Here is a 24853-nt window from a genome sequence, read left to right on the forward strand (position 1 = left end):
CGTGGGCGCGACCACCGCGGAGACCGCCGACGCCTCGCCCGACGCGGACGGCGCGCCCGACGGCGATTCCGAGACGGAGGTGGCCACGGCGCTCGCGGACGTGACGACGCGGGAGACGAACCGCTGGCGCGGCGTCACCGCGCTCTCGCTGCTCGCGGCCGCGGTCGGCACCGCGTCGGGGTCGCCCACCGCGCTCCTGATCGCGGTGCTCGGCGTCGCGTACGCCGCCTACGGCGCGCTGTTCGCGGCGCCGTCGCCGTCGCTTGCCGTCGAGCGCACGGTGCACGCCGACGACCCCGAGCCCGGCGACGAGGTCGAAGTGACGCTCTCCGTGACGAACGACGGCGCGTTCCGCCCCGACCTCCGCGTCGTCGACGACGTGCCCGCGGGCGTCGAAGTGGTCGACGGTTCGCCCCGGCTCGCGACCGCGCTCCGCGCGGGGAAGACGGCGACGTTGCGGTACACCGTCGAGATGCGCCGCGGCGAACACGACTTCGACGCGGTGCAGGTCAGGGCGCGCGACCTCAGCGGCGCCCGCGAGAGCGAAGCCACGGTCCACACGGCGTCGACGGTCGCGTCGGTCCCGCCGCTCCCCGAGCTGTCGTCGTTCCCGCTGCGCGAGCAGACCGTCCAGCGCGTCGGCCGCGTCCCCACCTCGCAGGGCGGGTCCGGCGTGGAGTTCCACGCGAGCCGCGAGTACCGGTCCGGGGACCCGCTCTCGCGCGTGGACTGGAAGCGGCTCGCGCGCACCGGCGACCTCTCGACGGTGCAGTACCGCGAGGAGCGCGCCGCCACCGTCGTCGCCGTCGTGGACGGCCGCGACGCCGCACACGTCGCCGACGCGGACGGCGAGAACGCCGTCGAGTACGGCGTCGAAGCCGCGGGCGCGGTCTCGTCGGCGTTGCTGGACGCGGGGAATCGCGTCGGCGTCGCCGCGTTCGGCCCGCACTGGGAGTGGCTCGCGCCCGGCTCCGGCCGCGACCACCGCGCCCGGCTCCGAGACGCGCTCGCCCGCGGCCGGGGGTTCGCCGCGCGCGAACCCGACCGCCGGTTCCTCGGCGCGCTCGTATTCCGCCGGCTCCGCAAGCACCTCCCGGCGGACGCGCAGGTCGTGTTCTGCTCGCCGCTCGCGGACGACGACGCCGCCGAGTACGTCCGCCGCCTCGAAGCCGGCGGCAACCCGGTGACGGTGGTGTCGCCGGACGTGACGGGTTCGGAGACGCTCGGCCAGCAGGTCGCGCGCGTCGAGCGCGCCACCCGGATTCGGTCGCTGCGGCGCGCGGGCGTCCGCGTCGTCGACTGGCCGGCCGACGAGTCGCTCCCGGTCGCCGTCGCCACCGCCACCCGGGGGTGGTCACAGTGAGCGAGTTCGACGCGCGCCCGCCGTCGCTGGCGGTCGTCCCCGCGACCGTCGCCGCCGCGCTCGTCGTGCTCCCGGTCGCGGCGGGCTCGACTGTCGGCCTGGTGTTCGCCGGGCCGGGCGCCGCGGCCGTCGTCTACGGCGCCCGCGACGCCGCCCGACGGTACGTCACGCTCGGCGGCGCGCTCGCGTTCGTCGGCGTCGCCGTCGCCGCTGCCACTGGCCTCCCGACCGCGCTCGCGCTCATCGCGGGCGTCGCCGCGCTCGTCGCCTACGACACCGGCGAGCACGCCGTGTCGCTCGGGGTCGACGTCGGCGCGGACGCGCCGGTCGCGCAGTCCGTCGCCGTCCACACCGCGGGCAGCGTCGCGGTCGCGTCGCTGGCCGCCGGCGTCGGGTTCGGCATCTACCAGTTCGGCCCCGCGAGCCTCCCCGTGACCGGGCTGGTCGCATTGCTGTTCGCGGCCGTCTTCCTCGCCTACGCGCTCGGCGACTGACCCTCCGCGGTCGGCACCGGCACCGAGTCGAGCACGTCGGCGACGACCTCGCGCTTGTCCGTGTTCTCGACCGCGGCGTCCGGCGTCAACACGAGCCGGTGCGCGAGCACGTTCGGCGCCAGCCGCTTGACGTCCTCCGGGACGACGTACTCGCGGCCGCGGAGCACGGCGCGCGCTCGCGCCGTCTCGAAGAGCCGCTGGGTGCCGCGCGGGCTCACGCCCACTTCGACGCGGCGGTCTTCGCGCGTCTCTCGCGCCACTGCGACGACGTACTGGAGGAGGTCGTCGTCCATGCGCACGTCCTCGGCGACCGCGCGCACCGCCTGCACGCGCTCGGCGTCGAGGACCGGTTCCACGCTCGGACTCCGCGAGGACCGCCCCGCGCGCCGTCGGAGGAGTTCCAGTTCGCCGGCCTCGTCCGGGTAGCCGATGCCCGCCTTCGCGACGAACCGGTCCATCTGGGCCTCCGGGAGCGGGAACGTTCCCTCCTGCTCGACCGGGTTCTGCGTCGCGATGACGAAAAAGGGCTCCGGCAGCTCCATCGTCTCCCCGTCGATGGTCGCCTGCCCCTCCTCCATCGCTTCGAGGAGCGCGGCCTGCGTCTTCGGCGGCGCGCGGTTGATTTCGTCCGCCAGTAGCACGTTCGCGAACACCGGCCCGGGCTGGAACTCGAACTCCCGGGACTTCTCGTTGAACACGTGCGTCCCCAGCACGTCCGCCGGCAGCAGGTCCGGCGTGAACTGCACGCGGCTGAACTCGAGGCCGAGCGCGGTCGCGACGCTGCGCGCGGTCAGCGTCTTCCCGGTGCCCGGCACGTCTTCGAGGAGGACGTGGCCGTCGGCCAAGAACCCGACGAGGACCGTTTCGAGGAAATCGCGGTCGGTCACGACCGCGCGCTCGACTTCGCTCAGGACGGCGTCGCACTCCTCGCTCGCAGCGGTGACGTCCATGGGCGTTCGTGCCACCCGCCGCGTTTAGTGGTATCGGTTGACACGAACTCGCTCCCGCCAACCGTAATCCCTAAATCCGACAACGGCGTTCTCCCGAACGAGCCGAGGTAGCCTAGCCTGGCCAAGGCGGTTGCTTCGAGAGCAACTGTCCTCACGGACTCAGGAGTTCAAATCTCCTCCTCGGCGCTTCTCACTTACGTCACCGCCGAGCGACTGTACTGTCGCGAGGCGTGACGCGTCGTGGACGCCGTGAGATTTCGAACGAGAGTAGTCGCAGCCGGCGAGCGAAGCGAGCCGGACCGTCTACTCGTTGTTCAAATCTCCTCCTCGGCGCTTCTCCGAGCACACCGTCGCGGACCTCCGGGTCCGCGACTCGCGCAGGAATCGCGAACGATCGGGAGATTTGAACCCTGCAAGACGCAGCACGAACTCAGTGAGTGACCGTCTTGCTCCGGTTCAAATCTCCTCCTCGGCGTTTTCACGGAGCTACACCGAGCAGCGACGCGACCGTTCTGCTGCAGGTGGGTTCGACGCTTCCTCGAAAGCCCCGGCGCGCTCGGCGTCTGCGACTCGCTGCGCGCTTCCTTCACTCGCTACGCTCGTTCAGTCCAGTGCTTGCGTCGTCTCGACTGCCGACCGCGCCGCCCTTTTCAGTCCCACCCTGTGTTAGAGCGGTTCAGCTAATCGGGCCGGCTCTGAGAATCCAGTAGCGTGGTTCGAAGCCCGGGGAGGGTTTCGAACCCGGGTCAGTCGGCGGCCGTCGTCGCCTCTTGCTCGGGCAGGAGGCGATCGAGGGCGTCGACGACGGCGCTGACGCTGGCGGCGGTGATGTCGCTGTCGCTGGCATCGACGGTGACCGTGCGGTCGCCGCGGGAGACGGTGACGTGGACGGTGACGACGGCGTCCGTCCCACCAGTAATGGCGTCGACGTGGTACTCGTCGAGGCGGAAGGTGACGTCGCCGAGGGCGTCGCGGACGGCGGCGATGGCGGCGTCGACGGGGCCGCTGCCGGTGCCGGCCGCGCTGTGCTCCTCGTCGTCCACGCGCAGGCGGACCGACGCCGTGGGGGTGCCGCCGCCGCTGGCGGCCGTGAGGTCCAGTACTTCGACGCGGCGCTCGCGGTCGCCGCCCTTGACGTCCTCGGCGACGGCGAGCAGGTCGGCGTCGGTGACGCGCTTGCCGCGCTCGCCGAGTTCGTTCACGCGCTCGACGACCGCGGCGAGTTCGTCGTCGCTGACCTCGACGTCGTGTTCGGCGAGGGCAGCGCGGACGCCCGCGCGGCCGGCGTGCTTCCCGAGGACGAGCCGGCGCTCGCGTCCGACCGCCTCCGGGGAGTACGGCTCGTACATGCGGTCGTCCTTGAGCGTGCCGTCGGTGTGGATGCCGGACTCGTGGGCGAACGCGTTCTCGCCGGAGACTGCCTTGTTCGGCGGGAGCGGGACGCCCGTGGCCTCGGCGACGGTCGAGGCGAGGTCGTAGAGGCGCTCGGTGTCCAGCGGTTCGATGCCGTAGCAGTGCCAGAGCGCGACCGCGACCTCTTCGAGCGCGACGTTGCCGGCGCGCTCGCCGACGCCGTTGACGGTGGCGTGGACGAGGTCCGCGCCCGCGGAGACGCCCGCGAGCGCGTTCGTCACGGCGAGCCCGAGGTCGTCGTGGGTGTGGACGCTCACGGGGCCGTAGTCCGCGACGGCGTCCACGAGCTCGTAGACGCGCTCGGGGCTGGCGTGACCGACGGTGTCCGCGACGCAGAAGCGATCCGCGCCCGCGTCGGCGCTCGCTTCCGCGAGGTCTGCGAGGAACTCGTCGTCGGCGCGGGAGCCGTCCTCGCCGATGACTTCGACCCAGAGGCCGTGGTCGGTCGCGTACTCCACGAGCTCGCGGGTCGTGTCGAGGACGCTCTCGCGGGTGGTGCCGACTTTCCCCTCGACGTGGCGGTCGCTGGCGGGGACGACGAGGTTCACGCCGTCGACGTCGCACTCCATCGCGAGGTCCACGTCGCGCTGGATGCCGCGACAGAAGCTCGTGACCGTCGCGTCCAGGTCGAGGCCGGTGACGCGGCGCATCGTCTCGCGCTCGCCGGCGCTCGTGCACGCGCTGCCGGCTTCGACGACGGAGACACCGGTGTCGTCGAGCTTGCGCGCGATGGTCGCCTTCTGGTCGGCGGACAGCGAGATGCCGGGGGCTTGTTCGCCGTCGCGCAGCGTGGTGTCGAGGAACTGTACGTCGGGTGCGCCGCCGTCGAGAGCGGCAGGGAAACTAGTGCCGGAGAATTTCTCGGCCAGCCGCCGTGAGGCGACTTACTCTATCCTCCGTGCCGGTGTGGTCCGACATGGTGTACGTGTGTTGGCGAGCCGCACACGTTTGAAGGTGTGGGGTGTGACAGTTGTTGCCTGTCAGTCCGACACCCACACGCGGTCGCCGACGCGCACGTCGTCGGCCGCGCCCGCCGGGAGTTCGACGAGCGTGTCGCAGCGCGCCTCGCCGCGGCCCGTCCACGCCGAGAGCCGTTCGACGCGCTGGACTTCCTCGTCTTCTATCCAGACGGCGTCGATGGCGAACGGCACGAACAGCATGTGGACGTCGCGGCTGGCGGCGCCGTCGAAGTCGAAGACGAGCGCGTAGTCGTCGGGAATCGACAGCCGGAACATCAGGCCGCGGGTCTGCGCGAACAGCGAGTCGGCGACGTCGACGTCGGACGCGAGCGTCCGGGCGTCGCCGTCGCGTTCGTGGCGGAGGTGCACACCCGGAGTCGGCGGCGGGCAGCGAAAAGCGTTACCCCGTCCGGTCGCTACGCCGGGGCGTGAAGAAGACGCCGACCGGGACCGCCGTCGGGGTCGACGACCCCTACGACCACGCCGGCGTCTGCGACTACGCGACCGACGACGGGAAGTGCCGGTACGCCTTCGAGCACGGCCAGCACGACCCCGAGTTCGCGGCCGAGCGCCGCGCCGACGACTTCCGGTGCCCGGTCGCGGACGGCGACTGGGAGTGGGCGGACTGCCCGCACTACCGGTGCCGGCAGCGCGACCGCGAGTGCGCGCGTTGTGGGCTCGAAGAGCGCCGGCAGGCCCACGACGACGAGCGCCCGCTCCTCGAGGAGCACCACCTCGCGTACGACGACAGCGAGGACGTCGGCCACGAGATTACCGTCTTCCTCTGCCGGTGGTGTCACGCGAAGGTCCACGACTCGTGGGCGCGCATCGACGACGACGCCAGCCCCGACCCCGAAGCCATCGCGGCCGCGGAGGGCCGCCGCAGCGAGGAGCGCTCCGAACTCTCCTTCGACACCGCCGCGGAGCGCTTCGACGGCGAGTGAGCCGCCCCCGACTGCTAACTGCCTCCGCCCCGAAGGTGTGGTATGAACGATACGCCGTTCCACCTCGGCCACGTCCACCTCAAGGTCCGGGACCTCGACCGCGCGGTCGCGTTCTACGAGGACGTCTTCGACCTCGAACTCACGGAGACGGAGGGGCGGTTCGCGTTCCTCTCGTGGGGCGAGCACCACCACGACGTCGCGCTGCAAGCGGTCGGCGCGGACGCTCCCGACGCCGGCCGCGGCGTCGGCCTCTACCACGCCGCCATTGAGGTCGATACCGAGCCCGGGCTGGGCGACGTCTACGACGAGCTCTGCGAGCGCGGCGTCCCCTCGACGCCCGTCGACCACGGCATCAGCAAGGCGCTGTACTTCTCGGACACCGCCGGCAACGGCCTCGAAGCGTACGTGGACGCGCGCGACGACCGCGACCTCGCCGAGTGGGACGGCGAGAACCGGCGCTTCGACCCGTCGGCGCTGTAACCGTGAACGAGTGGGTTTTTAGTCGGCAGTCGTGTACCCCGGCCTAATGACACGCATCCTCGTCGTCGACAACCACGGTCAGTTCACCCACCTGGAGCACCGGCTGCTCCGGGACATGGACGGGGTGGAGACCGAGACCGTCGACAACACGACGCCACCGGCGGAGCTCGACGCCGACGGCCTCGTGCTCTCCGGCGGCCCCGACATGGACGACGTCGGGAACTGCCCCGAGTACCTCGATCTCGACGTGCCGATTCTGGGCATCTGCCTGGGCATGCAGCTCATCGCGACGGAGCTCGGCGGCCGCGTCGAGTCCGGCGACTACGGCGGCTACGCGGACGTCGACGTCGAGATTCTCGACGACGACGACCCGCTCGTGGGGTCGCTGGCGCCCGAGACCCGCGTCTGGGCGAGCCACGCCGACGAGGTCGTCGACGTCCCCGAGGGGTTCACCCGCACCGCCCGCAGCGACATCTGCGACGTCGAGGCCATCGCGGACACCGACCGCGACCTCTACGGCGTCCAGTGGCACCCCGAGGTCGCCCACACGGAGGAGGGCGAAGCGGTCTTCGAGAACTTCGTGCGGGTCTGCGAGTAGGCCGATGACGGAGGCGCAGGGCGAACTGGCGAGCCTCTCGAAGTACATCTTCCGCGCGCCCCGGTGGTACACGACGGTTGCGCTCTCGCTGGTCATCGCGGCGCTGGCGGGCGTCGCGGCCTTCGACAGCCAGTACGTCCTCGAGGACGCGTGGCAGGGCGTGTTCTTCATCGGCGTGCCGACGGTCGTCGCGAGCCTCGGCACCACGCCCGTAGACCGCTACTTTGGCGGCCAGCTCACGTACAGCCGGTCGTCGCTTTTGGCGTTCGCCTGCGAGGTCGTGGTGGTGGTCGTGCTCGTCGCGGCGGGCGTCGTCGCCGCCGTCACCGGCCGGTTCGGGCAGAACTTCGTCTTCGACGCGCTCATCGCGGCGCTCGGGCTCGTGTTCGCGATACGGTTCCTCGTGGTGCTTGCGGTCTCCCGGGACTCCCCGCTGGTCGCCGCGATTCCCGCGAGCATCCAGACGGTGACCGCCGGCGTCCTGCTGTTCGTCTACAGCGGCACGATGAACTACCTCACGACCGGCGGCCGCCTCGTGAACGCCTACCTCTCCCGGCCCGCCGAGGCGCCGCCGGAAATCCAGTACGCGTTCGCGCCCCGCGACTTCGTCCTGCTGGTCTCGCTGACCGCGCTGTACGGCGTCGCCGCCTACGGGCTCGTCGTCGCCATCGACCGCCCGTGGAAGCGCAGCCTCGGCGTCAGCGTGCTGGACTTCGTCAGCGGCTTCATCGGCCACATCGCCGAGGGCACCCGCGAACTGGAGGACTTCTTCGAGCAGATCGGCGAGGAAGCCGTCGTCCCCGTGACGGTGCTGGCGTTCCGCAATCTCGACGACGGCGAGGAGAAAGCCCGGTTCGTGTTGCCGATGATTCACCCCGGCCCGATGGGGGAAATCGGCGGCGGGAACCTCCCGCAGCGGGTCGCCGAGTCCGCCACGGGGCTGGCGTTCCCGCCCCACGCCACCGCCGGCCACGACTTCAACCTCGTCACGGAGCGCGAGGTTGACACGCTCATCGACGCCGCCGAGCGCGCCCACGCGTCCATCGACTACGCCGACCGCGCGACCCCCGCGGTCCGCGTCCAGGAGGGCGAGGCGAAACTGCTCGGACAGGCGTTCGGCGACGACGCGCTGCTCGTCTCCACGTTCTCCCCGGAGTTCGCCGACGACGTCGAGTACGCGGTCGGGCTCTCCGCCACCGCGGAGGCCCGCGTCGAGGGCATGGACGACGTCCTGCTGGCCGACGCGCACAACTGCAACAACGGCCTGCAGGGCGACGACCTCGGGCACGTCTACCCCGGGAGCAAGCGCTCGTTCGACATGATTCAGGCCGCCGGCGAGGCCGCCCAGCGCCTCCGCGAGGCCGACGAGGACGTCCTCGAACTCGGCGTCGCGTGGGACCGCACGGCGTGGCGCCCCGAGGACGGCATCGGCCCGCTCGGCGTCCGCGTCGCCGTCCTCGACACCGGCGGCGACCGCACCGCGTACGTGCTCGTGGACGGCAACAACATGGAGCCCGGGCTCCGCGAGACCATCGTGGAGGCGCTCGACGGCGTCGACCACGCGGAAGTGATGACCACGGACACCCACATCGTCAACACCGTCGAGTCCACGAATCAGGTCGGCGGCGCCATCGACTGGGACGAACTCGTCGACCTCGTCGTCGGCCTCACGGAGGAGGCGGTCGCCGACCTCGAACCCGTCGAAGCCGGGATGGCCAGCGAGCGCGCGGAGGTCACCGTGTTCGGCAACGACCGCACGGAGACGCTCGCCAGCCACGCCAACGCCGTCATCGCGATGGGCGGCGCCATCGCCGGCCTCGCCGTGCTCGCCACCGTCGCCATCAGCGTCCTCATCTTCTTCCTGACGTAGCGGTTGCGGTCGCGACGGCTACCGCTGCGCGTTCGTGAAGCGAACGAGTGAGAAAACTACTCGTCCGCGAACAGGTCGTCGACGGCGCCGCGCGCCGCGAGCGCGGCGTCATCCGCGACCTGCTCAACGTCGGCGTCGGCGTCCGGCGCGTGGACGTAGACGTCCACGTCGAGTACGCCGTCCTCGAACGTGACAGTGACGTCGAGATCGTCGACGTCACCGGTCGCGAGCCGCGAGAACACGAGGCCTTCGGCGGCCTCGGCGGCGGCCTCCACGACTTCCTCGTCGGACGGTTCCTCGTCAGTCATCAGTTACGCGCTCGGGCCGCCCATCGGACCGCCGCCGCCGGCACCGCCGAGCATCTCCTGGAGCTCCTCCTGGAGGTCCTCGAACTGCTCCTGCACGCGCTCCTCCTGCTTCGAGAGGGTCTCGACGCGGACTTCGAGGTCGTCGACTTTCTCCTCGAGGTCGTCGGCGGCGTCGTCGTAGTCGGTCTCCACGAGGAGTTCGCCGACCTCGCGGTACATCGTCGCGTCCTCGTCGATGTCGTCGAGGGCGTTGAGGGCGGTCTCGGCGTCCGAGAGCTGGGTCTCGGCCTGCTGCTTCTGGGCCGCGACCGTCTGCGCTTTCTCCTGAAGGTCCTGTAGCTGCTCGAGCTTCTCCTGTGCTTCCGGCGGCAGATTGCCCTGCATACGTCTGGGGAGGCGCGCCCGACAGAAAAACCCCCGTATTACGCTCCGCGCAGCCAGCGCCGCGCGCTCGCCGGCCTCGGACGGCTCAGCGGTGCTGGCGGCCGGCGGCAGCGGCGCGCTCGGCGACCTCCACGAGCGTCAGCCACGTGTTGTTCCCCGCGCGCAGCGCGGTCAGGTCCGCGGCGTCGACGGTCACCGTGACGGTCGCGTCCTCGCGCTCGACGGCCGCCCGGCTACGGTCGCCCTCGATGTCGCCGGCTTCCACCGCGACGCTGCGCTCGACGGCGCGAGCGACCGCGGGAGAGTCGTACTCGAAAACCAGCTCCGTGGCGTGGTCCACCGGCCTAGCGAACGTCGACTTCCTTGACGTCGCGGCTCCGCTCTTTCAGGAGGACGCGGTGCCCGCAGTACGGACACCGAACCCCGCCGTACTCGTCGAGTTCGACGTCGCGCTTACAGCGGGAGCACTTGTACGCCATTATTCCTCGACGGCTTCGACGTCGGCTTCGGCGTTCGCTTCGCCTTCGTCCTCGCCGAGCGCCGCGCGGATGGAGCGGCTGACGGTGCGTCCGCCCGGCGTCTTGGGCTTGTACGCGCCGCCGGCGTACTTGTAGTCGCACTTCGAGCACTGCCAGATGCCGGTCCCCTGACGGGAGACGGCGTCGGAACCGCAGTCCGGGCAGGCGTGTTTCTCGTTCATCTCGTCCTCGATTTCGGAGACGCGACGCCGAGAGACGCGGCCGTAGCGCGCGCCGAATCGGCCGGCGCTCCCCGTGGAGCCCTTCTTAGCCATAGTGAACGCTTCTACCGTCGGGGCGCACATAAACGCTACGTTGCGTGGCCGACCGTCGGGAGGCCACGTCAATGCGAACGCGGAGCGCAGCGATGCGTGAGCAGCGTGGTCGAGCGAAGCGAGACCACGTTAACGCGAACGGCGAACGGAGTGAGCCGTGAGTCCCACGTCAGTCCCGCAGTTCTTCCTCGTCGAGCGCGTCGTTGAGGTCCGCGCGGACGCGCTCGCCGGTATCGCGGTTCATCGCCGTCGTCACGACGCGGTTCTCCTGCACGCTGGAGCCGTCGCGTATCAGCAGCCGGAGGTTGCCGTTGTCGTCGGCGCGCGTGACCTTCGCGCGGACGCCCGTCCGCGAGCCGGAGCCGCCGGCGTCGATGGGGCCGGGAATCACCTTCTTCACGTTGGGGTGGTCGGCGACGGTGCGAATCGCGCGCTGGCCGTCGCGGTCGCCGATGAGCGTGGAGTGGCGGCCGCCGATTTTCTCGCTTGCGGGCTCGTCCACGACGTCCAGCGAGCGGTCGCCGCGGCGTTCGACGACCGACTCCACGGGGTTCTCGCGGGGGACGCGGTAGACCTCGTAGTGGAGGTCCGCGCGCACCGCGCGAATCACGTCGTGGTCGCCCGCGACGAAGACGTCCTCGGGGCGCTTGCGCCGAATCTCGTCGGCGATGCGGCCGGCGAAGTTCCGGAGCTCGACGACGCCGGTCTCGCCGCCCTCCTCGGGGACGGTGGCGATGTCCGTCTGACCGACGACCTCTTCGTCGTCGAGGAACGTCAGGGTCGCGTGGTCGCGGTCGCAGGCGGCGACGACGGCGTCGCAGTTGGCGGTGTCGCAGACCAGGCAGTAGTCGCCCGGCTTCCGCAGGGGGGTGCCACACCGCCGACAGTCCATACTCGGGGAACGGCGTGGGCGCGCAAAAGCCCGGTGTTTCGCGCGGTGGCGGGGTTTCGTCGGGCCGCCAGTAGTTCTTTCAGCGCGGCGGCAGTACGGTCGGCGTGATGGCGCCCTCCAGAACGGCCGCGACGCACGGGCTGACCGTCGTCGTGGTCGCCGCGTTCGTCGGCGTGCTGGGCTGGCACCTCGGGCGGGCCGGGTACAGTTCGATGCGGCTGGTGCTGTTCACGGCGCTTGGCGCGAGCGCCATCGCGGGCGCGTCCGGCGTCGTCTCCGGGCGTCCGTTCGTGGCTGCCGGCGGCGCGTGCGTCCTGCTTCTGCTCGGCTTCTGGCAGGCCGTGCTCTGGCCGTACGTCTTCGCCGTCGCGGGCTTCCTCGTCGTCGCCGCCGCTGTACTCGCGGCCGAGCGCGGTGTGGACGCACCGGTCGCCGGGTAGCTCAGAGGTCCAGCGGGCTCGTCTTCAGGTACTCGCGCAGGACGACCGTCGCGTAGCTCCCGGAGGGGAGCGCGAACTCGAAGGTCAGGGGGTCGCGTTCGACCGTGAGGTCGGGGCGGAGCAAAATTGCGCGCCGCGTCCCCGCGGAGTCGAACTCGCCCGGGAGGTCGAAGTCCCCGGGTTCGAGGTCGAGTTCGCCGAGGACCGCGCGCTCGATTTCCCCGGGTTCTCCTTCCGCCAACTCGGTGTCGGTGCCGACCAGCGGCGCGGTGACGAACGCCCGGCCGCGGGCGCAGTGGCGCGCCATCACGTCCACGCGGTCGGCGGTGACGCGCTGCTGGCGGCTCGAATCCGGCCGGGCGACCCCTTCGGGCGCGTCCGACTCCGCGAACCACACCACGTCCCCCTCGACGGGCTCGTGGAACGGCAGCCCGCGCTCCATGCGCTCGGCGATCATCCGGTTGAACGCGTACGATTGGGCGGCGTGGACGAACAGCCGCTGGAGGTTCGACGGGAACGTCTCGACGGCGTCCCGGAAGCTCCCGCCGTCCGCCAGCTCGTGCAGCATCGTGCGCTCGTAGCGCAGCCGGTTCGGGAACTTCTCTAGGGCGGCCTCCCAGTCGCGGGTGTCCTCGACGAACCGCCGCGCGCGACTGCTATCCTCCGGTTCGTGCTCGCTGGGCGCGCCGAGGTACGCCATCGCGGCGCCCTCCCAGTCGCCGCGCAGGATGGCGAGCCCGACCTCGTGGGTGACCGGGCGCTTGCTGCCGAAGCGCTGCTGGCCGAAGAAGTTCGGAACGCCGGGCTCGCCGCCGCCGAACGCCGCGAGGTCCGCGGTGACGGCCTCCGCCTGCTCGGGGTCGTCGGGGTCGCGGACGACGACGCGGAACTCGTTGCCCGCGAGGTCGCCGAACTCCAGTCCGCGGCCCGCGCGCCCGACGACGTCGATGCCCGCGTCCGAGATGTCGGGGAGGTCCTCGGGCTCGATGTCGCGGACGGCGAACAGCTGGGTGGTAACCGCGTGGCGGTCTTTCGTCCCCGCCCACGTCACGCGCTCGCGGCTCATCTCCAGCCGGTTCGCGAGCTCGCGGGCGAAGTCGTTGGTGTCCCACGACGTCAGCGTCGCGCGCAGGACGAGCCACGGGTAGTCGCCGCGGTCGGCGTCCGCGGGCTGGGTGTCGAACTCCTCGATTTCCGTGACGCGGAAGTCCGACGGCGACTCCCGGAGCCGGCCGCCGGTGCCGTCGCTGTCGCTGGCGTAGTACCACATCCCGACCGCGCGCTCCAATTCGTGGGCCTCGCGCATTATCAGAACAGCGGGAGGTCGCCGGTAATCTCGTCCACGTCGGCGTCGGCCGCCGGCCCCACCGCGACGGCCGTGGGCGTCCCCGGCTCCAACTGCGTGTGGCCGGCGTCCTCGATGAGTCCGGACGGCAGCCCCTTGGCCTTCGCTTCCTCCGCAATCTGGTAGAGTTCGCGCTCGCCGCTGGCCTTCACGACGACCTTCTTCTGCCCCTGCTGTTTCCACTGACGCTGGGCGCGGTCGTCGGTGTGCTCGTAGGCTTTCAGGGAGGCGTGCGCGACCTGCGCCGCGAGCTTCCCCTGCCCCATCCCGATGTCCGTTCGGGCGGCGATGACCTGCTTCATGCTGGGGCGTAGCGGCGGCGCGGGCAAAGCGTTGGCTACTCGCGGCGACACGCCGACAAGCATTTGCCGGTGCCGCCGGCAGACCGCGACATGGCCCCGCGCACGCCGCTCTCCAGACCGCGCCGGTACTTCCAGCAACGCGGCTTCGACCTGTGGCCCGCCGTCGCCGCCGTCGGCGTCGCCGCGGTCGCGCTCGCCGCTGCCCTCTACGGATTCGCCGCGCTGTTCGTGCGCCGGCTCCGGCAGGCCGGCCACGGCGACGCCGCCAACGAGGTGTGGAGCCTGCTCTCCTCGGAAATCGTCGGGCTCGTGTTCGCGTTCTTCGTCGGTTGGGTCGTCGTCGCCGCCGTCATGCACGCGCTCGGCCGGCTCGTCATCGGCCACGACGGCGAGTTCCGCGAGACGCTCGTGGTCGCCGGCTGGGGGACCGTGCCGTCGATTCTCAACACCGTGTTCGCGTTCGCCGTGCTCGCGTTCGCGCTCCAGTCGGCCCCCCTCGACACGCCCGAGGCGTTCGTCCGCCAGTTCCGCTCGACAATCGGCTCGACCGGACTCCTCCGCGGCGCGTTCACGTTCGTCGTCGCGGGCTGGCAGACGTACGTCTACACGGAGGGGCTGTACGTCGAGTTCGACGCCGACGAGGGCAGCGCGCTCCTCGTCGCCGTCGTCGTCGCGTACGGCGGCTGGCTGCTCAGCCTGTTCTGAAACCTTTAGGCGCTCGGCCCACCACGACCCGGTATGATACTCTCCGACCGGGACATCCTCGCGCGGCTCTCCGAGGGCGACCTCGTCGTCGAACCGCTGGACGACGTGGACCTTCAGGTCCAGCCCGCGAGCGTGGACGTCCGGCTCGGCCGGCGCTTCCTGGAGTTCGAGCGCGCGAACGTCCCCTGCATCCACCCGAACAAAGAAGAGGAAGTCGAGGACTACGTCACCGAGACCGTCGTCGACGACGGCGACGAGTTCATCCTCCACCCCGGCGACTTCGTGCTCGGCACCACGAAAGAGCGCGTGGAGGTGCCGCCGGACCTCGTCGCGCAGGTCGAGGGCCGCTCTTCCTTGGGCCGGCTCGCCGTCGTCGTCCACGCCACCGCCGGCTTCATCGACCCCGGCTTCGAGGGGAAGGTCACGCTCGAACTCTCGAATCTGGGGAAGGTGCCGGTCGCGCTCACGCCGGACATGCGCATCAGCCAGCTGGTGTTCACGCAGCTCTCCAGTCCCGCCGACCGGCCGTACGGCGAGGAGCGCGGGTCGAAGTACCAGGACCAGGACGGGCCGCAGGCGTCCCGCATCCGCGGCGACCGCGAGTTCGGGGGCGACCAATGAAGTTCATCGAGGAGGTCGTCGTCGAGGAGTTCCTCCCCACCTTCCGCTCGCTGCTCGCGGCGGACCTCCGCGAGCGCGGGCTCACTCAACACGAGGTCGCGGACCTGCTCGGCGTCAGCCAGTCCGCGGTCTCGAAGTACGCCCACGGCGAGGTCACGGTCAACGACGCGGTCGCCGGCGACGAGCGCGTCCGCGAGACCGTCGAGCGCGTCGGCGAGGGACTCGCCAGCGGGGACATGTCGCAGGTGCAGGCGCTCGTCGAGGCGGAGGTGCTGATTCGGCGGCTGTCCGCGCGCGGCGACGTCGTCGCGGACCTCCACGAAGCGGCGATGCCCGCGCTCGCGGAGTACGACGGCGACTTCCGCGTCCACGACCCCGAGAGCGAAGTGCGCGTCCGCGAGCGCGTGCTCTCGTCGGTGCGCCGCGGCGTCCGCATCCTCGAACACGCCAGCGGGTTCGCGACGCTCATCCCCGCGGTCGGGTCGAACCTCGTGGAGTGCACGCCCGACGCCGACGGCGTCGAGGACGTGGCGGGCGTCCCCGGCCGGATTCTGGACGTGATGGGGCGCACGGAGATTCCCGCCGACCCCGAGTTCGGCGTCAGCGTCCACGTCGCGTCGGTGTTGCTGGCCGCCCGGGACGCCGGTAGCGACGCTCGCGCGTGCCTGAACGTCCACTACGACCCGGACGTCGTCGCCGAACTGGAGTCGCTCGGCTACGAGGCCGTCGAGTTCGACCCGGAGGGGGAGGCTTCCGCGGACGCGCTCCGTCCCGTCGTCCGGGACCACCCGGAGGCGGACGTGCTCTACCAGACCGGCGGCTTCGGCGTCGAGCCCATCGTCTACGTGCTCGCGGACAGCGCGCCCGCGGCCGCCGAGATGGCGCGCGAGCTACTGTGAGGGCGCGGTCGCCAGCCCCACGGGGCCGCCGTCGAGTCGCGCGCGGACGCCGTCGCCGGCGCGGTCGAAGGCGGGGTCGGCGTCCGGCTGCACCGCCAGCACGGCGATTGCCGCGGGGAGCGTGACGGCGGCGTCGGCGACCCGGACCGCGGGGTCGAACCGCCAGCCGTCGACGGTCTCCGCGGGCGCCTCGACGAGGTTCGCGCCCGCGACCCTCGCGAACGCGTCGCCGACGGTGGACGCGTCCGCCGCGAAGTCCGCCCGGCGCGCGGCGTCCGCGAGGACGACCGCCTGCTCGCGGGCCGAGAGCTCCTCGTCGAGCGTGCGCGCCGTACACCGCAGCAGGACGACGCAGAGGTCGTCGGGGTCGGTGGTGGCTTCCGCGGCGGCGAAGTACGCGTCCAGAATCGCGCGCTCGGCGTCCTCGTGGCCGGCCGCGCTCAGCGCCTCGAACACCGCGCCCGTGACGTCGTGGCAGGCGTCGGGCAGCGAGGGCGCGTCCGACGGCGGAACGGGCTCGGTGCGCTCGTGGACGACGAGGTCGTAGTGGGGCGCTCGCGGGTCGTAGCGCTCCAGCGTCCGGCGGTACTCGCGGGCCAACTCGGCGGCCTCGCGAGCGGTCTCGCGGTCCGCGAACCATAGCCCGCCGACCGGGAACGGGCGCTCGCCGGTCCGCGCGCAGGCGACGTAGAAGCGCCCGTCGTCGCTTGCGAGGCCGTCGAGGCGCTCGCGCATCGTGCGGAGGTCGTCGCCCATCACGTTCCCCTCCCCGCGTCGTCCGCAGCTAGTCGCTCGCACATACGTTTTAGGCTGGCCTAAAGAAAGAAAAAGCTACCGGGGCCCGCCGAGCGCTCAGTCGAGGTCGCCTTCCCGAATCCGCTTCTCCGCTGCTTCCAGCGCCGCCTCCCGGTCGAACCCCGCGACGATTTCCTCCAGTTCCTCGCGGGAGGCGTCCCGGAGGTTGCGGGCGTGCTCGGTAATCGACGGGAGCGCGCGAATGATGTTGTCTACGACGGGAACTGCGGCGGTCTGCGCGGACCGCGACATCGGGTTCAGGTCGATTACGAGCTCGGTCTTCCCCATCTCGGCGAGCGCCTCCGCGCGGTCGCCGTCTTCCAGCGGGACGAGCACCACGTCCGCGTCGTAGATGCCGTCGCGGTCCACCTTCGCGCGCTCGTGTTCGAGGCCCGGAATCCGCGCGTCCGCCTTCAGCCCCTTCACGTCCTGTGCGCCGTGCTCGCGGAGGTGCTCGGCAATGGCTTCCATCCGCTCGGCGGTGCGGTTGAAGAGGTTCACCTCGACGTCTGCGCCCACCACTTCCGCGAGCGCGACGACCTCGCCGGGCACGAGCGCCGCGACGTTCCCGTTCACCGACAGTACCGGGTGCTCGGCGAGCAGGAGGTACGCGGCCGCGACGCGCTCGGCATCGTTCGCGGACGGAATCGTTTCCTCGCCGAGCAAGTAGTCGAACGCCTCCCCGCGGCCCTGCGCGACCAGCCCCTGCTTCGACGTGATGCCCTTCTCCACGCCCGCCTCGATGCGGTGGCGGGTCACCAGCGAGTCGTGGCGCGGGTGGTCGGCGGGAATCTCGGCCATACTGTCTCTGGCGCCCCATCGCGCAAAAATCGTCCGCTTGCGGGTCGGTGCTGCTCGAAGACGCTCGCCCACTCAGATGTCCAGCGTCGCGCCCGCCGGATGCACGCGACACACCTCGGGGTCGTAGCCGGCGTCGGAGAGACCGGTCCCGAGCGCGAACACCGTCTCCCCCAGCATCGCCATCGCCGCCTCGCCGCCCGCGTCGGTGACCGCTTCCACGGCCGCTTCGACCTCCCCGTCGAGGAGGCCCGCGTCCCGGGAGAACTCCCGCGAGAGCGCCATGAACCGCGGGAGCGTCGGGTGCTCGCGGAGCGCCGCGAGCGCGTCCTCGCCGGCCGCCGACAGCGTCGCCGTGTCGCCGCCGATGACGTCGCTCGTCGAGAGGCCGCGGAAGGAGACGTACTCGACGCGGCCCGCGTCCGGCACGCCGTCGAGGCGACCGTGCGCGGGCGCGCCGGGTTCGACGCGAATCGGAACGCCGCCGCGGGCCTGCGCCACCACGTCCCCGAGTCCGGTGCCGGCTTCGACTTCCGCGGCGTGCGCGACGCTCACGAGGTCGTTCACGGACAGCCCCGCGTCGAAGGCGCTGTTCGCGGCGAGCGCCGTCCCGAGCGCCATCGCGCCGGAGACGCCGAACCCCGCGCCCAGTGGCAGCGACGTCTCCGCGGACACCGCCGCCGTCGCGTCGAGCGCGTCCAGCACGCGCGTCACGCTCTCGACGCCGACCTCGCGGCCGTTCAAGCGCACCTGTGTCTCGTCGCTGGGTTCGACGCGCGTCGTCACGCCCGCCGAGAGCGTGATACCCGCGCCCCGCGACCCCGTGCGCTCGGGGGTCTCGGTGCGCTCCACGCTGAAGAACCCGGTCACGTGGCCGGGCGCGAACGCCGTCGCCGCGTCGCCGTCGCTCATCCTCTCGGAGTCGGGGGTCGCGCGGATTAAGTGTTGCACTCTCGGCACGCGAACGTTCAAGTGTGTTTACGCCTAAGTACGACGTATACGTGCCCTCGATTAGCGCCCGCATCCCCGACGACGAGGAGGAAGCCCTCGCGGAGGTCGCCGACCTACTCGGCGAGGACAAGAGCGCCACCATCCGGAAAGCGCTCTCGGAGGGACTCCACGACCTCCGCGTGCGCGTCGCTGTCGAACGCTACCAGTCCGGCGACGTCTCCGTCAACGAGGCCGCCCGCATCGCGGACGTCAGCCTCGGCGAGTGGATGGAAATCGCGCGCGAACACAACCTCACCACTCAACTCTCGCCCGACGACCTCGAATCGGACGCCGACGCCGCGCTCGACGTATGAGCGATGTCGTGCTCGTCGACGCGACCACGCTCATCGCGCTCGGGAGCGTCGGCCGCGTCGACCTCTTGGCGAACTTCGATGGCGACGTTCTGGTTCCAGAGACTGTCGTCGACGAGGTAACGACCGAGCCAGCGAGGACGAACGTCTCGACGTTCCTCGACTCCCAGCAAGTCACCGACAGTGTTTCCGAGGAGGCCGTCGCGGACGCGCAGCGCCTGCTCGGTGACGAGTGCGTTCACGGTGACGTCGAACTCGTCGCTGGCGTGCGCTCCCACCACGCCGACGACCGTTCCGTCGCCGTCGTCTCCGACGACCGCCGCGTCCGTGCGGTCGCGGAGGGACTCGGCGCGACGGTCACCGGAACTGTCGGCGTCGTCGTTCGCGCGGTTCACGAGGGAATGGACCCGGAGAACGCCAAAGCGTTGGTTCGAGAAATCGACAGCCACGGCTTGCACATGACCGGGGAACTCCGCGAAAAAGCGTTCGAGTTAATCGACGACGCAGCCGGCGATTAGGGACTCAACCGCTGTCGGTCCTGTGAGACGCGCGGCGTCTCACCTATGGCGACAGCCGCTGCCGGTCGCGCGGGAACAGCACGGCTTCCCGGATGTTGTCGAGGTCGAGCATCGTCATGACGAGGCGCTCGACGCCGTACGCCCACCCGGCGTGGGGCGGCATGCCGTACTTGAACATCTTCGTGTAGTACTCGAACTGGTCGGGGTCCAGGCCCTGCTGCTCGAAGCCCTCGACGAGCGCGTCGTAGCGGTGCTCGCGCTGGCCGCCCGACACGAGTTCCATGCGCGGGTGCATCAGGTCGAAGCCCTTCGAGAGCTCGGAGTCGTCGTCGTAGTCCTGGATGTAGAACGGCTTGATCTCGCTGGGCCAGTCGGTGACGAAGTAGTGCCCGCCGACGTCGTCGCCGAGCGCCTTCTCGCCCTCAGTGGGGAGGTCGTCGCCCCAGACGAGCTGCTCGTCGAGTTCGCCGGTGGCGTTGATGCGCTCGATGGCCTCCTCGTAGGTGAGTCGCGGGAAGTCACCCGAGGGCGCCTCGAACTCGTCGGCGAGGCCGAGGAGTTCGAGTTCCTCCTGGCAGTTCTCCTCGACGGCGGAGTAGGCGGCCTTCAGCGTGCCCTCGCAGACGTCCATCGCCTCCTCGTGGTCGATGAACGCGGACTCGAAGTCGATCATCGTCGCCTCGTTGAGGTGGCGCGGCGTGTTGTGCTCCTCCGCGCGGAAGATGGGGCCGACCTCGAAGACGCGTTCGAGCCCGGAGCCCACCATCAGCTGCTTGAACAGCTGCGGGCTCTGGTTCATGAACGCCTCCTCGCCGAAGTACGTCACGGGGAACAGCTCCGTGCCGCCCTCCGTGCCGGTGGCGACGATTTTCGGCGTGTTGATCTCCGTGGAGCCGACGCTCCGGAAGTACTCGCGGACCGCGCGCAGCACTTCCGCGCGAATCTCGAAGATGGCCTTCGTCTCGGGCTTGCGGGCGTCCAGCGTGCGGTTGTCCAGCCGCGTCGAGAGGTCGGCGTCGACCTTCCCGGAGGGGTCCAGCGGGAGCTGGGGGTCGGCTTCCGCCATCACTTCGATGGAGTCGGGCGTGACCTCGACGCCGGTGGGCGCGCGCTCCTCCTCCTCGACGTCGCCGGTGACCTGGACGACGGACTCGCGCTGGACGTTGATGCCCGTCTCCACGAGCTCGTCGTCCATCTCGTCCTTCTCGAATTTAATCTGAATCTTCCCGGTCTTGTCTCGGAGGATGAGGAAGGCGATGCCACCGAGGTCGCGCACCTCGTGGACCCAGCCAGCGACCGTCGCGTGGTCGCCCGGCTCGGCGTCCGCTGTGAACGTGCGGTCCTTCATACCACCCGATTCGCGAGGACCGGCCTTAAACGCCGTCATTTCCGGCGTGGCCGAACCCGGTCGCGTCCCGGGGACGAGGGCTCACTCGTGGGCGTCGTTGACGCCGCGCACCGTCTCCGTGACGGCCTCGACGCCCTCGTCGTGGAGCAGGTCGCCGACGACGATGGTGTCCGCGTGCTCGCCCATCTCGTAGGCGGCGTCGTAGTCGCGGATGCCGCCACCGTAGAACAGCGTCGCGTCGTCGAGCGCGTCCTGGGCCGCGCCGACGACCTCGGTGTCGCCCAGCATCCCCGAGTACTCGACGTAGACGATGTCCTGGCCGAGCATCTTCTCGGCGACCTCCGCGTACGCCGCTACCTCGTCGGCGTCGAGGTCGCAGTCGGCGTCCGTGTACTCGGCGACGCTGGCCTCGTCGTTGAGGACGACGTACGCCTCGGTGGCGGTGCGCTCCCAGTCGAGGTCGCCGATGCGGACCCACTCCTTGTGCGCGCCCGTGATCCAGAACGGGTCGCCGGCGTTCAGCACGACCGGCACGAGGTAGCCGTCGAGGGCGTCGTCCTCGACGACGACCGCGGGATTGGATGGCTCCTGGTACAGCGGCACGTCGTGTTTCCGGCAGGCGTCGATAACCCGCCGCATCTTCTCGGTGGTCACGTCCATCGTGCCGCCGATTTCGATGGCGTCGGTGCCCGTCTTGGCGACGTCGTCGAACGTGTCGCCGTCGGTCAGCGACTTGTCCGGGTCCACCTTGAGCACGTGGTCCCAGTCGTCCCACGGGGTAGTCATGTGCCCCCATTAAAATGGCCCGGGCAAAACCCCTTCGATGCGGGTGGAGTGCCGCCAGCGGCGCCGCTGGGGAGGCTGAGAGCGGAACCGGAGGCGGGGACGGCCTAACTGTGGATGCCCATCGCCTCGATCTGCTCCTGGTAGCGGTTCCGGATGGTGACTTCCGTCACCTGCGCGACGTCCGCGACCTCGCGCTGGGTCTTCTTCTCGTTGCAGAGCAGGGACGCGGCGTAGATTGCGGCGGCCGCGTAGCCGGTCGGGGACTTGCCCGAGAGCAGTCCCTTCTCGGCGGTCGTCTCGATGATCTCGTTGGCTTTCGCCTGCACTTCCTCGGAGAGTTCGAGTTCCGAGCAGAACCGGGGCACGTACTTCTTCGGGTCGACGGGCTTCATCTCCAGTCCGAGCTCCTGAGAGATGTAGCGATACGTGCGACCGATCTCCTTGCGCTCGACCCGGGACACCTCCGAAATCTCCTCGAGGCTCCGGGGGATGCCTTCCTTCCGGCAGGCCGCGTACAGCGCGCTCGTCGCGACGCCCTCGATGGAGCGGCCACGAATGAGGTCTTCCTTGAGCGCGCGCCGGTAGATGACCGACGCGACCTCCCGCACCGACCGCGGGACGCCCAGCGCCGACGCCATCCGGTCGATCTCCGAGAGCGCGAACTGGAGGTTTCGCTCGCCGGCGTCCTTCGTGCGGATGCGCTCCTGCCACTTCCGCAGGCGGTGCATCTGCGAGCGCTTCTTCGACGAGATGGAACGCCCGTAGGCGTCCTTGTCCTTCCAGTCGATGGTCGTCGTCAGCCCCTTGTCGTGCATCGTCTGCGTGGTCGGTGCACCGACGCGGGACTTCTCCTGTCGCTCCTGGTGGTTGAACGCGCGCCACTCCGGACCGGGGTCGATCTGCTCCTCCTCGACGACGAGGCCGCAGTCGTTGCAGACCAGCTCCGCGCGGTCCGAGCTCTTCACGAGGTTGTCAGAGCCGCACTCCGGGCACTCCCGTACGCCCTCCTCGGACTCCTCCTGCTCTGTCGCCGTTTCTCGCTCCCGCTGGCGAGTGGACCGTGTCATCGCATTTTTATATTAGCGTTTCGCAAACGTTTAAATCCGTTGGCGGTTTGGAACCTCTCACAGACGACACAAGTAGCCGCTCGAACGCCGCTAAACCGCCGGTAGAGAGCACGAGGCGCCGCTGGACGCGCGTTCTCGGATAGTAACCCATATACGGGAGGGGAGGTGACTTCGACTCAATGCCGGTCGTAGAGTGCGACGTCGACGACGCGCGCGAACGACTCGACGCGGCGGGCGCGTCGTTCAGCGAGGGGAACTCCGAGTACGAGCGCTGGCACGCCGACCTCGGGGACGCCCACGCCGTCGCCTACGACGACAAGCTCGTCGTGCAGGGCGGCACCCCCACGGACATCACTGCCGTCGTCGAACCCGACCGCGGCGGCCGCGTGCACGCGTACTTCGACGGCGCGAGCCGCGGCAACCCCGGTCCCGCCGCTGTCGGCTGGGTGTTGGTCTCCGGTGACGGCATCGTCGCGGAGGGTAGTGAACGCATCGGCCGCGCGACCAACAATCAGGCCGAGTACGAGGCCCTGCTCGCCGTGCTGGAGGCCGCCGCCGAGTTCGGCTTCGACGAGATCGAGATTCGCGGGGACTCCCAGCTCGTCGAGAAGCAGGTCAAGGGCGCGTGGGACACCAACGACCCCGAACTCCGGGAGAAGCGCGTCCGCGTGCGAGAACTGCTCGGCCGCTTCGAGGACTGGTCGCTGACCCACGTTCCGAGAGAGGTAAACGACCGCGCCGACGAACTAGCCAACGAAGCCCTCGACGATGACTGACCTCCCCGACGACGTAGTCGACGAAGCCGAACGCCTCACTCGCCTCGCCCGCGACGCCGTGGACGACGCCGCGGCCGAAGCGTATCGCGAGCGCCGCGACGAACTGCTCGCCGACCACGGGTTCGTGCCGCGCGTCCGCGAGCGCGACGACACGCTCGTCTGTTACCCCGGCGACTGGCTCGACGACGACGGCCGCGTCCAGCTAGACGACGTCGAGGACACCGACCGCGCGGCCGAGGTGTCGCTGTCCGGCCCCGGCGAGCAGGGCGACTACGAGGCGGCCGCCGCGCGCAACGAGGAACTCGTCGAGCGCATGCGCGAGCGCCACGGCGACGTCCACGGCGACAACGCCGCGGCGTTCGCCGAGTTCATGAACAACTACTACGCGCGCCCGATGGACGCGGCCGACGACCGCGAGCGCGAGGAGTTCCTCGACGAGTACTTCCCGCGGAACGCGTGGCCCACCGACGAGCAGCGCGAGCGCGTCGAGGCGTCGCTGGACCTGATTTCCGAGGTCGCGGCCGAGGAGCGCGACGACTCGGAATCCACCGCCGACCCCGCGCCCGAGCAGTAGGCGGCGCTGCCGCTACGGAACTCGGCGCGTGAAAAGTTGTGTCTGGAAGAACCGTTAGTTCTCGGCGACGATGTCGCGGACCTGCTCCTTGCGGTCCTCGTCGGTGAGGAACTTCGAGAGCGTCCACTCGAGGTCGTCGAGGACGGCGTCGAAGCCGTCGTCGGTGAGTTCGTACTGGTTCGTGCGCTTGTCGAGCTCGGACTTCTCGACGAGGCCCTTGTTGACGAGGTCGTCGAGGTTCGGGTAGAGCCGACCGTGGTTGACTTCCTGGCCGTAGTAGTCTTCGAGTTCGCGCTTGATAGCGAGGCCGTAGCGGGCTTCCTCGGCGAGTACGGTGAGGATGTTCTTCTGGAACGCAGTCAGGTCGCGCACGTCCGTACGTGCAGCAGGTTGTGCCTCTGACATAGCTAACTGGAAGGCGCGCATACATTTAAACACTTCTCAATTGAGTGGAGTTTGCCCCGCTCGGGATGCGAAAAGCCTATTTCCGCCCGACAAACACCTGTGCGTCATGGCGAACCTCTGGGAAGACCTCGAGACCGGACCGGACGCACCCGACGTGATTTACGCGGTCGTCGAGTGCCTGAAAGGCGAGCGCAACAAGTACGAGTACGACAAGGACATCCCGGGCGTGGTGCTGGACCGCGTGCTCCACAGCAACGTCCACTACCCCTCGGACTACGGCTTCATCCCGCAGTCGTACTACGACGACGAGGACCCCTTCGACGTGCTGGTGCTCGTCGAGGACCAGACGTTCCCCGGCTGCGTCATCGAGGCGCGCCCGGTCGCCCTGATGAAGATGGACGACGACGGCGAGCAGGACGACAAGGTCATCGCGGTGCCCGACGAGGACCCCCGCTACGACCACATCGACGACCTCGAAGACATCCCCCAGCAGGAACTCGACGAGATCGAGGAGTTCTTCGAGACGTACAAGAACCTCGAGGCGGGCAAGGAGGTCGAGACGCTGGGCTTCGAGGACGCGGCGGCGGCGAAGGACGCCATCGAGCACGCCCAAGACCTCTACGACGAGAAGTTCGCGTAACGGCGTCGCCCCGATTCTCCGCTTTTTCGCGCCGACCAGCGGCGGCGATAACCACGGGGTATCAGGCGCCGCCCGGTCGATGTGT

At 70.1% G+C, this 24853-nt stretch carries 33 protein-coding genes and 1 tRNA gene; 16 read left to right on the forward strand and 18 right to left on the reverse strand.

Annotated elements, in window-relative coordinates:
• The first annotated feature begins 1 nt into the window (after position 1).
• Complete coding sequence (locus ABSL23_RS06850; protein WP_256943976.1) at positions 2-1363, forward strand: DUF58 domain-containing protein; 1362 nt, start codon at positions 2-4, stop codon at positions 1361-1363.
• Positions 1360-1857, forward strand: coding sequence for a hypothetical protein (locus tag ABSL23_RS06855; protein ID WP_059055665.1), 498 nt, complete (start codon positions 1360-1362; stop codon positions 1855-1857). Before ABSL23_RS06850 ends, ABSL23_RS06855 begins: the two co-directional genes overlap by 4 nt.
• On the opposite strand, the gene ABSL23_RS06860 is transcribed toward ABSL23_RS06855, so the two are convergent.
• Positions 1839-2807 carry a MoxR family ATPase gene (locus tag ABSL23_RS06860; RefSeq protein ID WP_059055667.1) on the reverse strand — a complete coding sequence of 323 codons (969 nt, stop codon included), beginning with the start codon at positions 2805-2807 and terminating at the stop codon, positions 1839-1841. The two genes, ABSL23_RS06855 and ABSL23_RS06860, sit on opposite strands and share 19 nt — an antisense overlap.
• A 101-nt stretch (positions 2808-2908) precedes the next feature.
• Between ABSL23_RS06860 and ABSL23_RS06865 the strand changes: the two genes are divergently transcribed.
• Positions 2909-2993 (forward strand) — tRNA-Ser (locus ABSL23_RS06865).
• A gap of 560 nt (positions 2994-3553) precedes the next feature.
• Here the strand turns inward: ABSL23_RS06865 and ABSL23_RS06870 are convergent.
• Together ABSL23_RS06870 and ABSL23_RS06875 are read right to left on the reverse strand one after the other, a co-directional pair.
• A complete protein-coding gene (locus ABSL23_RS06870; RefSeq protein ID WP_353635362.1) occupies positions 3554-5089 on the reverse strand; it encodes a 2-isopropylmalate synthase in 1536 nt (511 codons plus the stop codon).
• 111 nt (positions 5090-5200) lie between these two features.
• Positions 5201-5548: a DUF192 domain-containing protein gene (locus ABSL23_RS06875; RefSeq protein ID WP_059055671.1), complete on the reverse strand. Its 348-nt coding sequence runs from the start codon at positions 5546-5548 to the stop codon at positions 5201-5203.
• Between the two features lie 59 nt (positions 5549-5607).
• Here ABSL23_RS06875 and ABSL23_RS06880 point away from each other — a divergent pair, with 59 nt between their 5' ends.
• Genes ABSL23_RS06880 through ABSL23_RS06895 form a run of 4 tightly spaced genes read left to right on the forward strand, consistent with a single transcriptional unit; the run spans position 5608 to position 9071 of the window.
• Positions 5608-6123 carry a hypothetical protein gene (locus ABSL23_RS06880; RefSeq protein WP_059055672.1) on the forward strand — a complete coding sequence of 172 codons (516 nt, stop codon included), beginning with the start codon at positions 5608-5610 and terminating at the stop codon, positions 6121-6123.
• 42 nt (positions 6124-6165) lie between these two features.
• Positions 6166-6603: a VOC family protein gene (locus ABSL23_RS06885; RefSeq protein WP_059055674.1), complete on the forward strand. Its 438-nt coding sequence runs from the start codon at positions 6166-6168 to the stop codon at positions 6601-6603.
• A 46-nt stretch (positions 6604-6649) separates the two neighbouring features.
• Complete coding sequence (locus ABSL23_RS06890) at positions 6650-7201, forward strand: GMP synthase subunit A (RefSeq protein ID WP_059055676.1); 552 nt, start codon at positions 6650-6652, stop codon at positions 7199-7201.
• Between the two features lie 4 nt (positions 7202-7205).
• A complete protein-coding gene (locus tag ABSL23_RS06895; RefSeq protein WP_353635147.1) occupies positions 7206-9071 on the forward strand; it encodes a DUF2070 family protein in 1866 nt (621 codons plus the stop codon).
• A gap of 56 nt (positions 9072-9127) precedes the next feature.
• On the opposite strand, the gene ABSL23_RS06900 is transcribed toward ABSL23_RS06895, so the two are convergent.
• From ABSL23_RS06900 to ABSL23_RS06925, 6 genes are all read right to left on the reverse strand, one after another.
• Positions 9128-9379: a DUF3194 domain-containing protein gene (locus ABSL23_RS06900; protein ID WP_059055680.1), complete on the reverse strand. Its 252-nt coding sequence runs from the start codon at positions 9377-9379 to the stop codon at positions 9128-9130.
• 3 nt (positions 9380-9382) lie between these two features.
• Complete coding sequence (locus ABSL23_RS06905) at positions 9383-9763, reverse strand: prefoldin subunit beta (protein ID WP_059055682.1); 381 nt, start codon at positions 9761-9763, stop codon at positions 9383-9385.
• A gap of 85 nt (positions 9764-9848) precedes the next feature.
• Entirely contained in the window at positions 9849-10103 is a 255-nt protein-coding gene (locus tag ABSL23_RS06910; protein WP_059055684.1) for a KEOPS complex subunit Pcc1, read from the reverse strand.
• A gap of 4 nt (positions 10104-10107) precedes the next feature.
• The gene (locus ABSL23_RS06915; RefSeq protein WP_059055686.1) at positions 10108-10242 is read right to left on the reverse strand and encodes a DNA-directed RNA polymerase subunit P; all 135 of its coding nucleotides are present in this window, start codon (positions 10240-10242) and stop codon (positions 10108-10110) included.
• Entirely contained in the window at positions 10242-10556 is a 315-nt protein-coding gene (locus ABSL23_RS06920) for a 50S ribosomal protein L37ae (protein ID WP_082687147.1), read from the reverse strand. The genes ABSL23_RS06915 and ABSL23_RS06920 overlap by 1 nt, the downstream gene beginning before the upstream one ends.
• Before the next feature lie 169 nt (positions 10557-10725).
• Positions 10726-11448: a DUF2103 domain-containing protein gene (locus ABSL23_RS06925; protein WP_059055690.1), complete on the reverse strand. Its 723-nt coding sequence runs from the start codon at positions 11446-11448 to the stop codon at positions 10726-10728.
• A gap of 107 nt (positions 11449-11555) precedes the next feature.
• Between ABSL23_RS06925 and ABSL23_RS06930 the strand changes: the two genes are divergently transcribed.
• Complete coding sequence (locus ABSL23_RS06930; protein WP_353635148.1) at positions 11556-11888, forward strand: hypothetical protein; 333 nt, start codon at positions 11556-11558, stop codon at positions 11886-11888.
• A gap of 1 nt (position 11889) precedes the next feature.
• On the opposite strand, the gene truD is transcribed toward ABSL23_RS06930, so the two are convergent.
• A complete protein-coding gene (truD, locus tag ABSL23_RS06935; protein ID WP_353635149.1) occupies positions 11890-13194 on the reverse strand; it encodes a tRNA pseudouridine(13) synthase TruD in 1305 nt (434 codons plus the stop codon).
• Positions 13195-13196: 2 nt separating this feature from the next.
• Positions 13197-13535 carry a peptidyl-tRNA hydrolase Pth2 gene (gene pth2 / locus ABSL23_RS06940; RefSeq protein WP_353635150.1) on the reverse strand — a complete coding sequence of 113 codons (339 nt, stop codon included), beginning with the start codon at positions 13533-13535 and terminating at the stop codon, positions 13197-13199.
• A 90-nt stretch (positions 13536-13625) separates the two neighbouring features.
• Here pth2 and ABSL23_RS06945 point away from each other — a divergent pair, with 90 nt between their 5' ends.
• Genes ABSL23_RS06945 through ABSL23_RS06955 form a run of 3 tightly spaced genes read left to right on the forward strand, consistent with a single transcriptional unit; the run spans position 13626 to position 15760 of the window.
• Complete coding sequence (locus tag ABSL23_RS06945; protein WP_353635151.1) at positions 13626-14240, forward strand: YIP1 family protein; 615 nt, start codon at positions 13626-13628, stop codon at positions 14238-14240.
• Between the two features lie 33 nt (positions 14241-14273).
• Positions 14274-14861 carry a dCTP deaminase gene (gene dcd, locus ABSL23_RS06950; RefSeq protein ID WP_353635152.1) on the forward strand — a complete coding sequence of 196 codons (588 nt, stop codon included), beginning with the start codon at positions 14274-14276 and terminating at the stop codon, positions 14859-14861.
• Entirely contained in the window at positions 14858-15760 is a 903-nt protein-coding gene (locus ABSL23_RS06955; protein WP_353635153.1) for a thiamine-phosphate synthase family protein, read from the forward strand. Before dcd ends, ABSL23_RS06955 begins: the two co-directional genes overlap by 4 nt.
• On the opposite strand, the gene ABSL23_RS06960 is transcribed toward ABSL23_RS06955, so the two are convergent.
• From ABSL23_RS06960 to ABSL23_RS06970, 3 genes are all read right to left on the reverse strand, one after another.
• On the reverse strand, positions 15752-16516 hold the full coding sequence (locus ABSL23_RS06960; RefSeq protein ID WP_353635154.1) for a hypothetical protein: 765 nt from the start codon (positions 16514-16516) through the stop codon (positions 15752-15754). The genes ABSL23_RS06955 and ABSL23_RS06960 overlap by 9 nt on opposite strands.
• 96 nt (positions 16517-16612) lie before the next feature.
• Positions 16613-17356 carry a 4-phosphopantoate--beta-alanine ligase gene (locus tag ABSL23_RS06965; protein ID WP_353635155.1) on the reverse strand — a complete coding sequence of 248 codons (744 nt, stop codon included), beginning with the start codon at positions 17354-17356 and terminating at the stop codon, positions 16613-16615.
• A gap of 72 nt (positions 17357-17428) precedes the next feature.
• On the reverse strand, positions 17429-18265 hold the full coding sequence (locus tag ABSL23_RS06970) for a pantoate kinase (RefSeq protein WP_353635156.1): 837 nt from the start codon (positions 18263-18265) through the stop codon (positions 17429-17431).
• An 89-nt stretch (positions 18266-18354) separates the two neighbouring features.
• Here ABSL23_RS06970 and ABSL23_RS06975 point away from each other — a divergent pair, with 89 nt between their 5' ends.
• Both ABSL23_RS06975 and ABSL23_RS06980 read left to right on the forward strand, forming a co-directional pair.
• Positions 18355-18657 carry a UPF0175 family protein gene (locus ABSL23_RS06975; RefSeq protein WP_059055713.1) on the forward strand — a complete coding sequence of 101 codons (303 nt, stop codon included), beginning with the start codon at positions 18355-18357 and terminating at the stop codon, positions 18655-18657.
• Positions 18654-19172: a hypothetical protein gene (locus ABSL23_RS06980; protein WP_353635157.1), complete on the forward strand. Its 519-nt coding sequence runs from the start codon at positions 18654-18656 to the stop codon at positions 19170-19172. Before ABSL23_RS06975 ends, ABSL23_RS06980 begins: the two co-directional genes overlap by 4 nt.
• Positions 19173-19215: 43 nt before the next feature.
• Here the strand turns inward: ABSL23_RS06980 and aspS are convergent, their stop codons facing one another.
• The 3 genes from aspS to ABSL23_RS06995 form a co-directional block, all read right to left on the reverse strand.
• Positions 19216-20520, reverse strand: a complete 1305-nt coding sequence (gene aspS, locus ABSL23_RS06985; protein ID WP_353635158.1) for an aspartate--tRNA(Asn) ligase — start codon at positions 20518-20520, stop codon at positions 19216-19218.
• Between the two features lie 81 nt (positions 20521-20601).
• On the reverse strand, positions 20602-21306 hold the full coding sequence (locus tag ABSL23_RS06990; protein ID WP_353635159.1) for a phosphoglycerol geranylgeranyltransferase: 705 nt from the start codon (positions 21304-21306) through the stop codon (positions 20602-20604).
• Positions 21307-21410: 104 nt separating this feature from the next.
• Positions 21411-22373, reverse strand: coding sequence for a transcription initiation factor IIB (locus ABSL23_RS06995; protein ID WP_058981163.1), 963 nt, complete (start codon positions 22371-22373; stop codon positions 21411-21413).
• A gap of 179 nt (positions 22374-22552) precedes the next feature.
• Between ABSL23_RS06995 and rnhA the strand changes: the two genes are divergently transcribed.
• Both rnhA and ABSL23_RS07005 read left to right on the forward strand, forming a co-directional pair.
• Positions 22553-23149, forward strand: coding sequence for a ribonuclease HI (rnhA, locus tag ABSL23_RS07000; RefSeq protein ID WP_353635160.1), 597 nt, complete (start codon positions 22553-22555; stop codon positions 23147-23149).
• A complete protein-coding gene (locus ABSL23_RS07005) occupies positions 23142-23723 on the forward strand; it encodes a rnhA operon protein (protein WP_353635161.1) in 582 nt (193 codons plus the stop codon). The genes rnhA and ABSL23_RS07005 overlap by 8 nt, the downstream gene beginning before the upstream one ends.
• A 54-nt stretch (positions 23724-23777) precedes the next feature.
• On the opposite strand, the gene ABSL23_RS07010 is transcribed toward ABSL23_RS07005, so the two are convergent.
• Positions 23778-24128, reverse strand: a complete 351-nt coding sequence (locus tag ABSL23_RS07010; protein WP_059055725.1) for a PadR family transcriptional regulator — start codon at positions 24126-24128, stop codon at positions 23778-23780.
• A 106-nt stretch (positions 24129-24234) separates the two neighbouring features.
• Between ABSL23_RS07010 and ABSL23_RS07015 the strand changes: the two genes are divergently transcribed.
• On the forward strand, positions 24235-24768 hold the full coding sequence (locus tag ABSL23_RS07015; RefSeq protein ID WP_059055726.1) for an inorganic diphosphatase: 534 nt from the start codon (positions 24235-24237) through the stop codon (positions 24766-24768).
• The last annotated feature ends 85 nt before the right edge of the window (positions 24769-24853 follow it).

The organism is Halobacterium sp. NMX12-1, assembly GCF_040435975.1.
GTDB lineage: Archaea > Halobacteriota > Halobacteria > Halobacteriales > Halobacteriaceae > Halobacterium > Halobacterium hubeiense.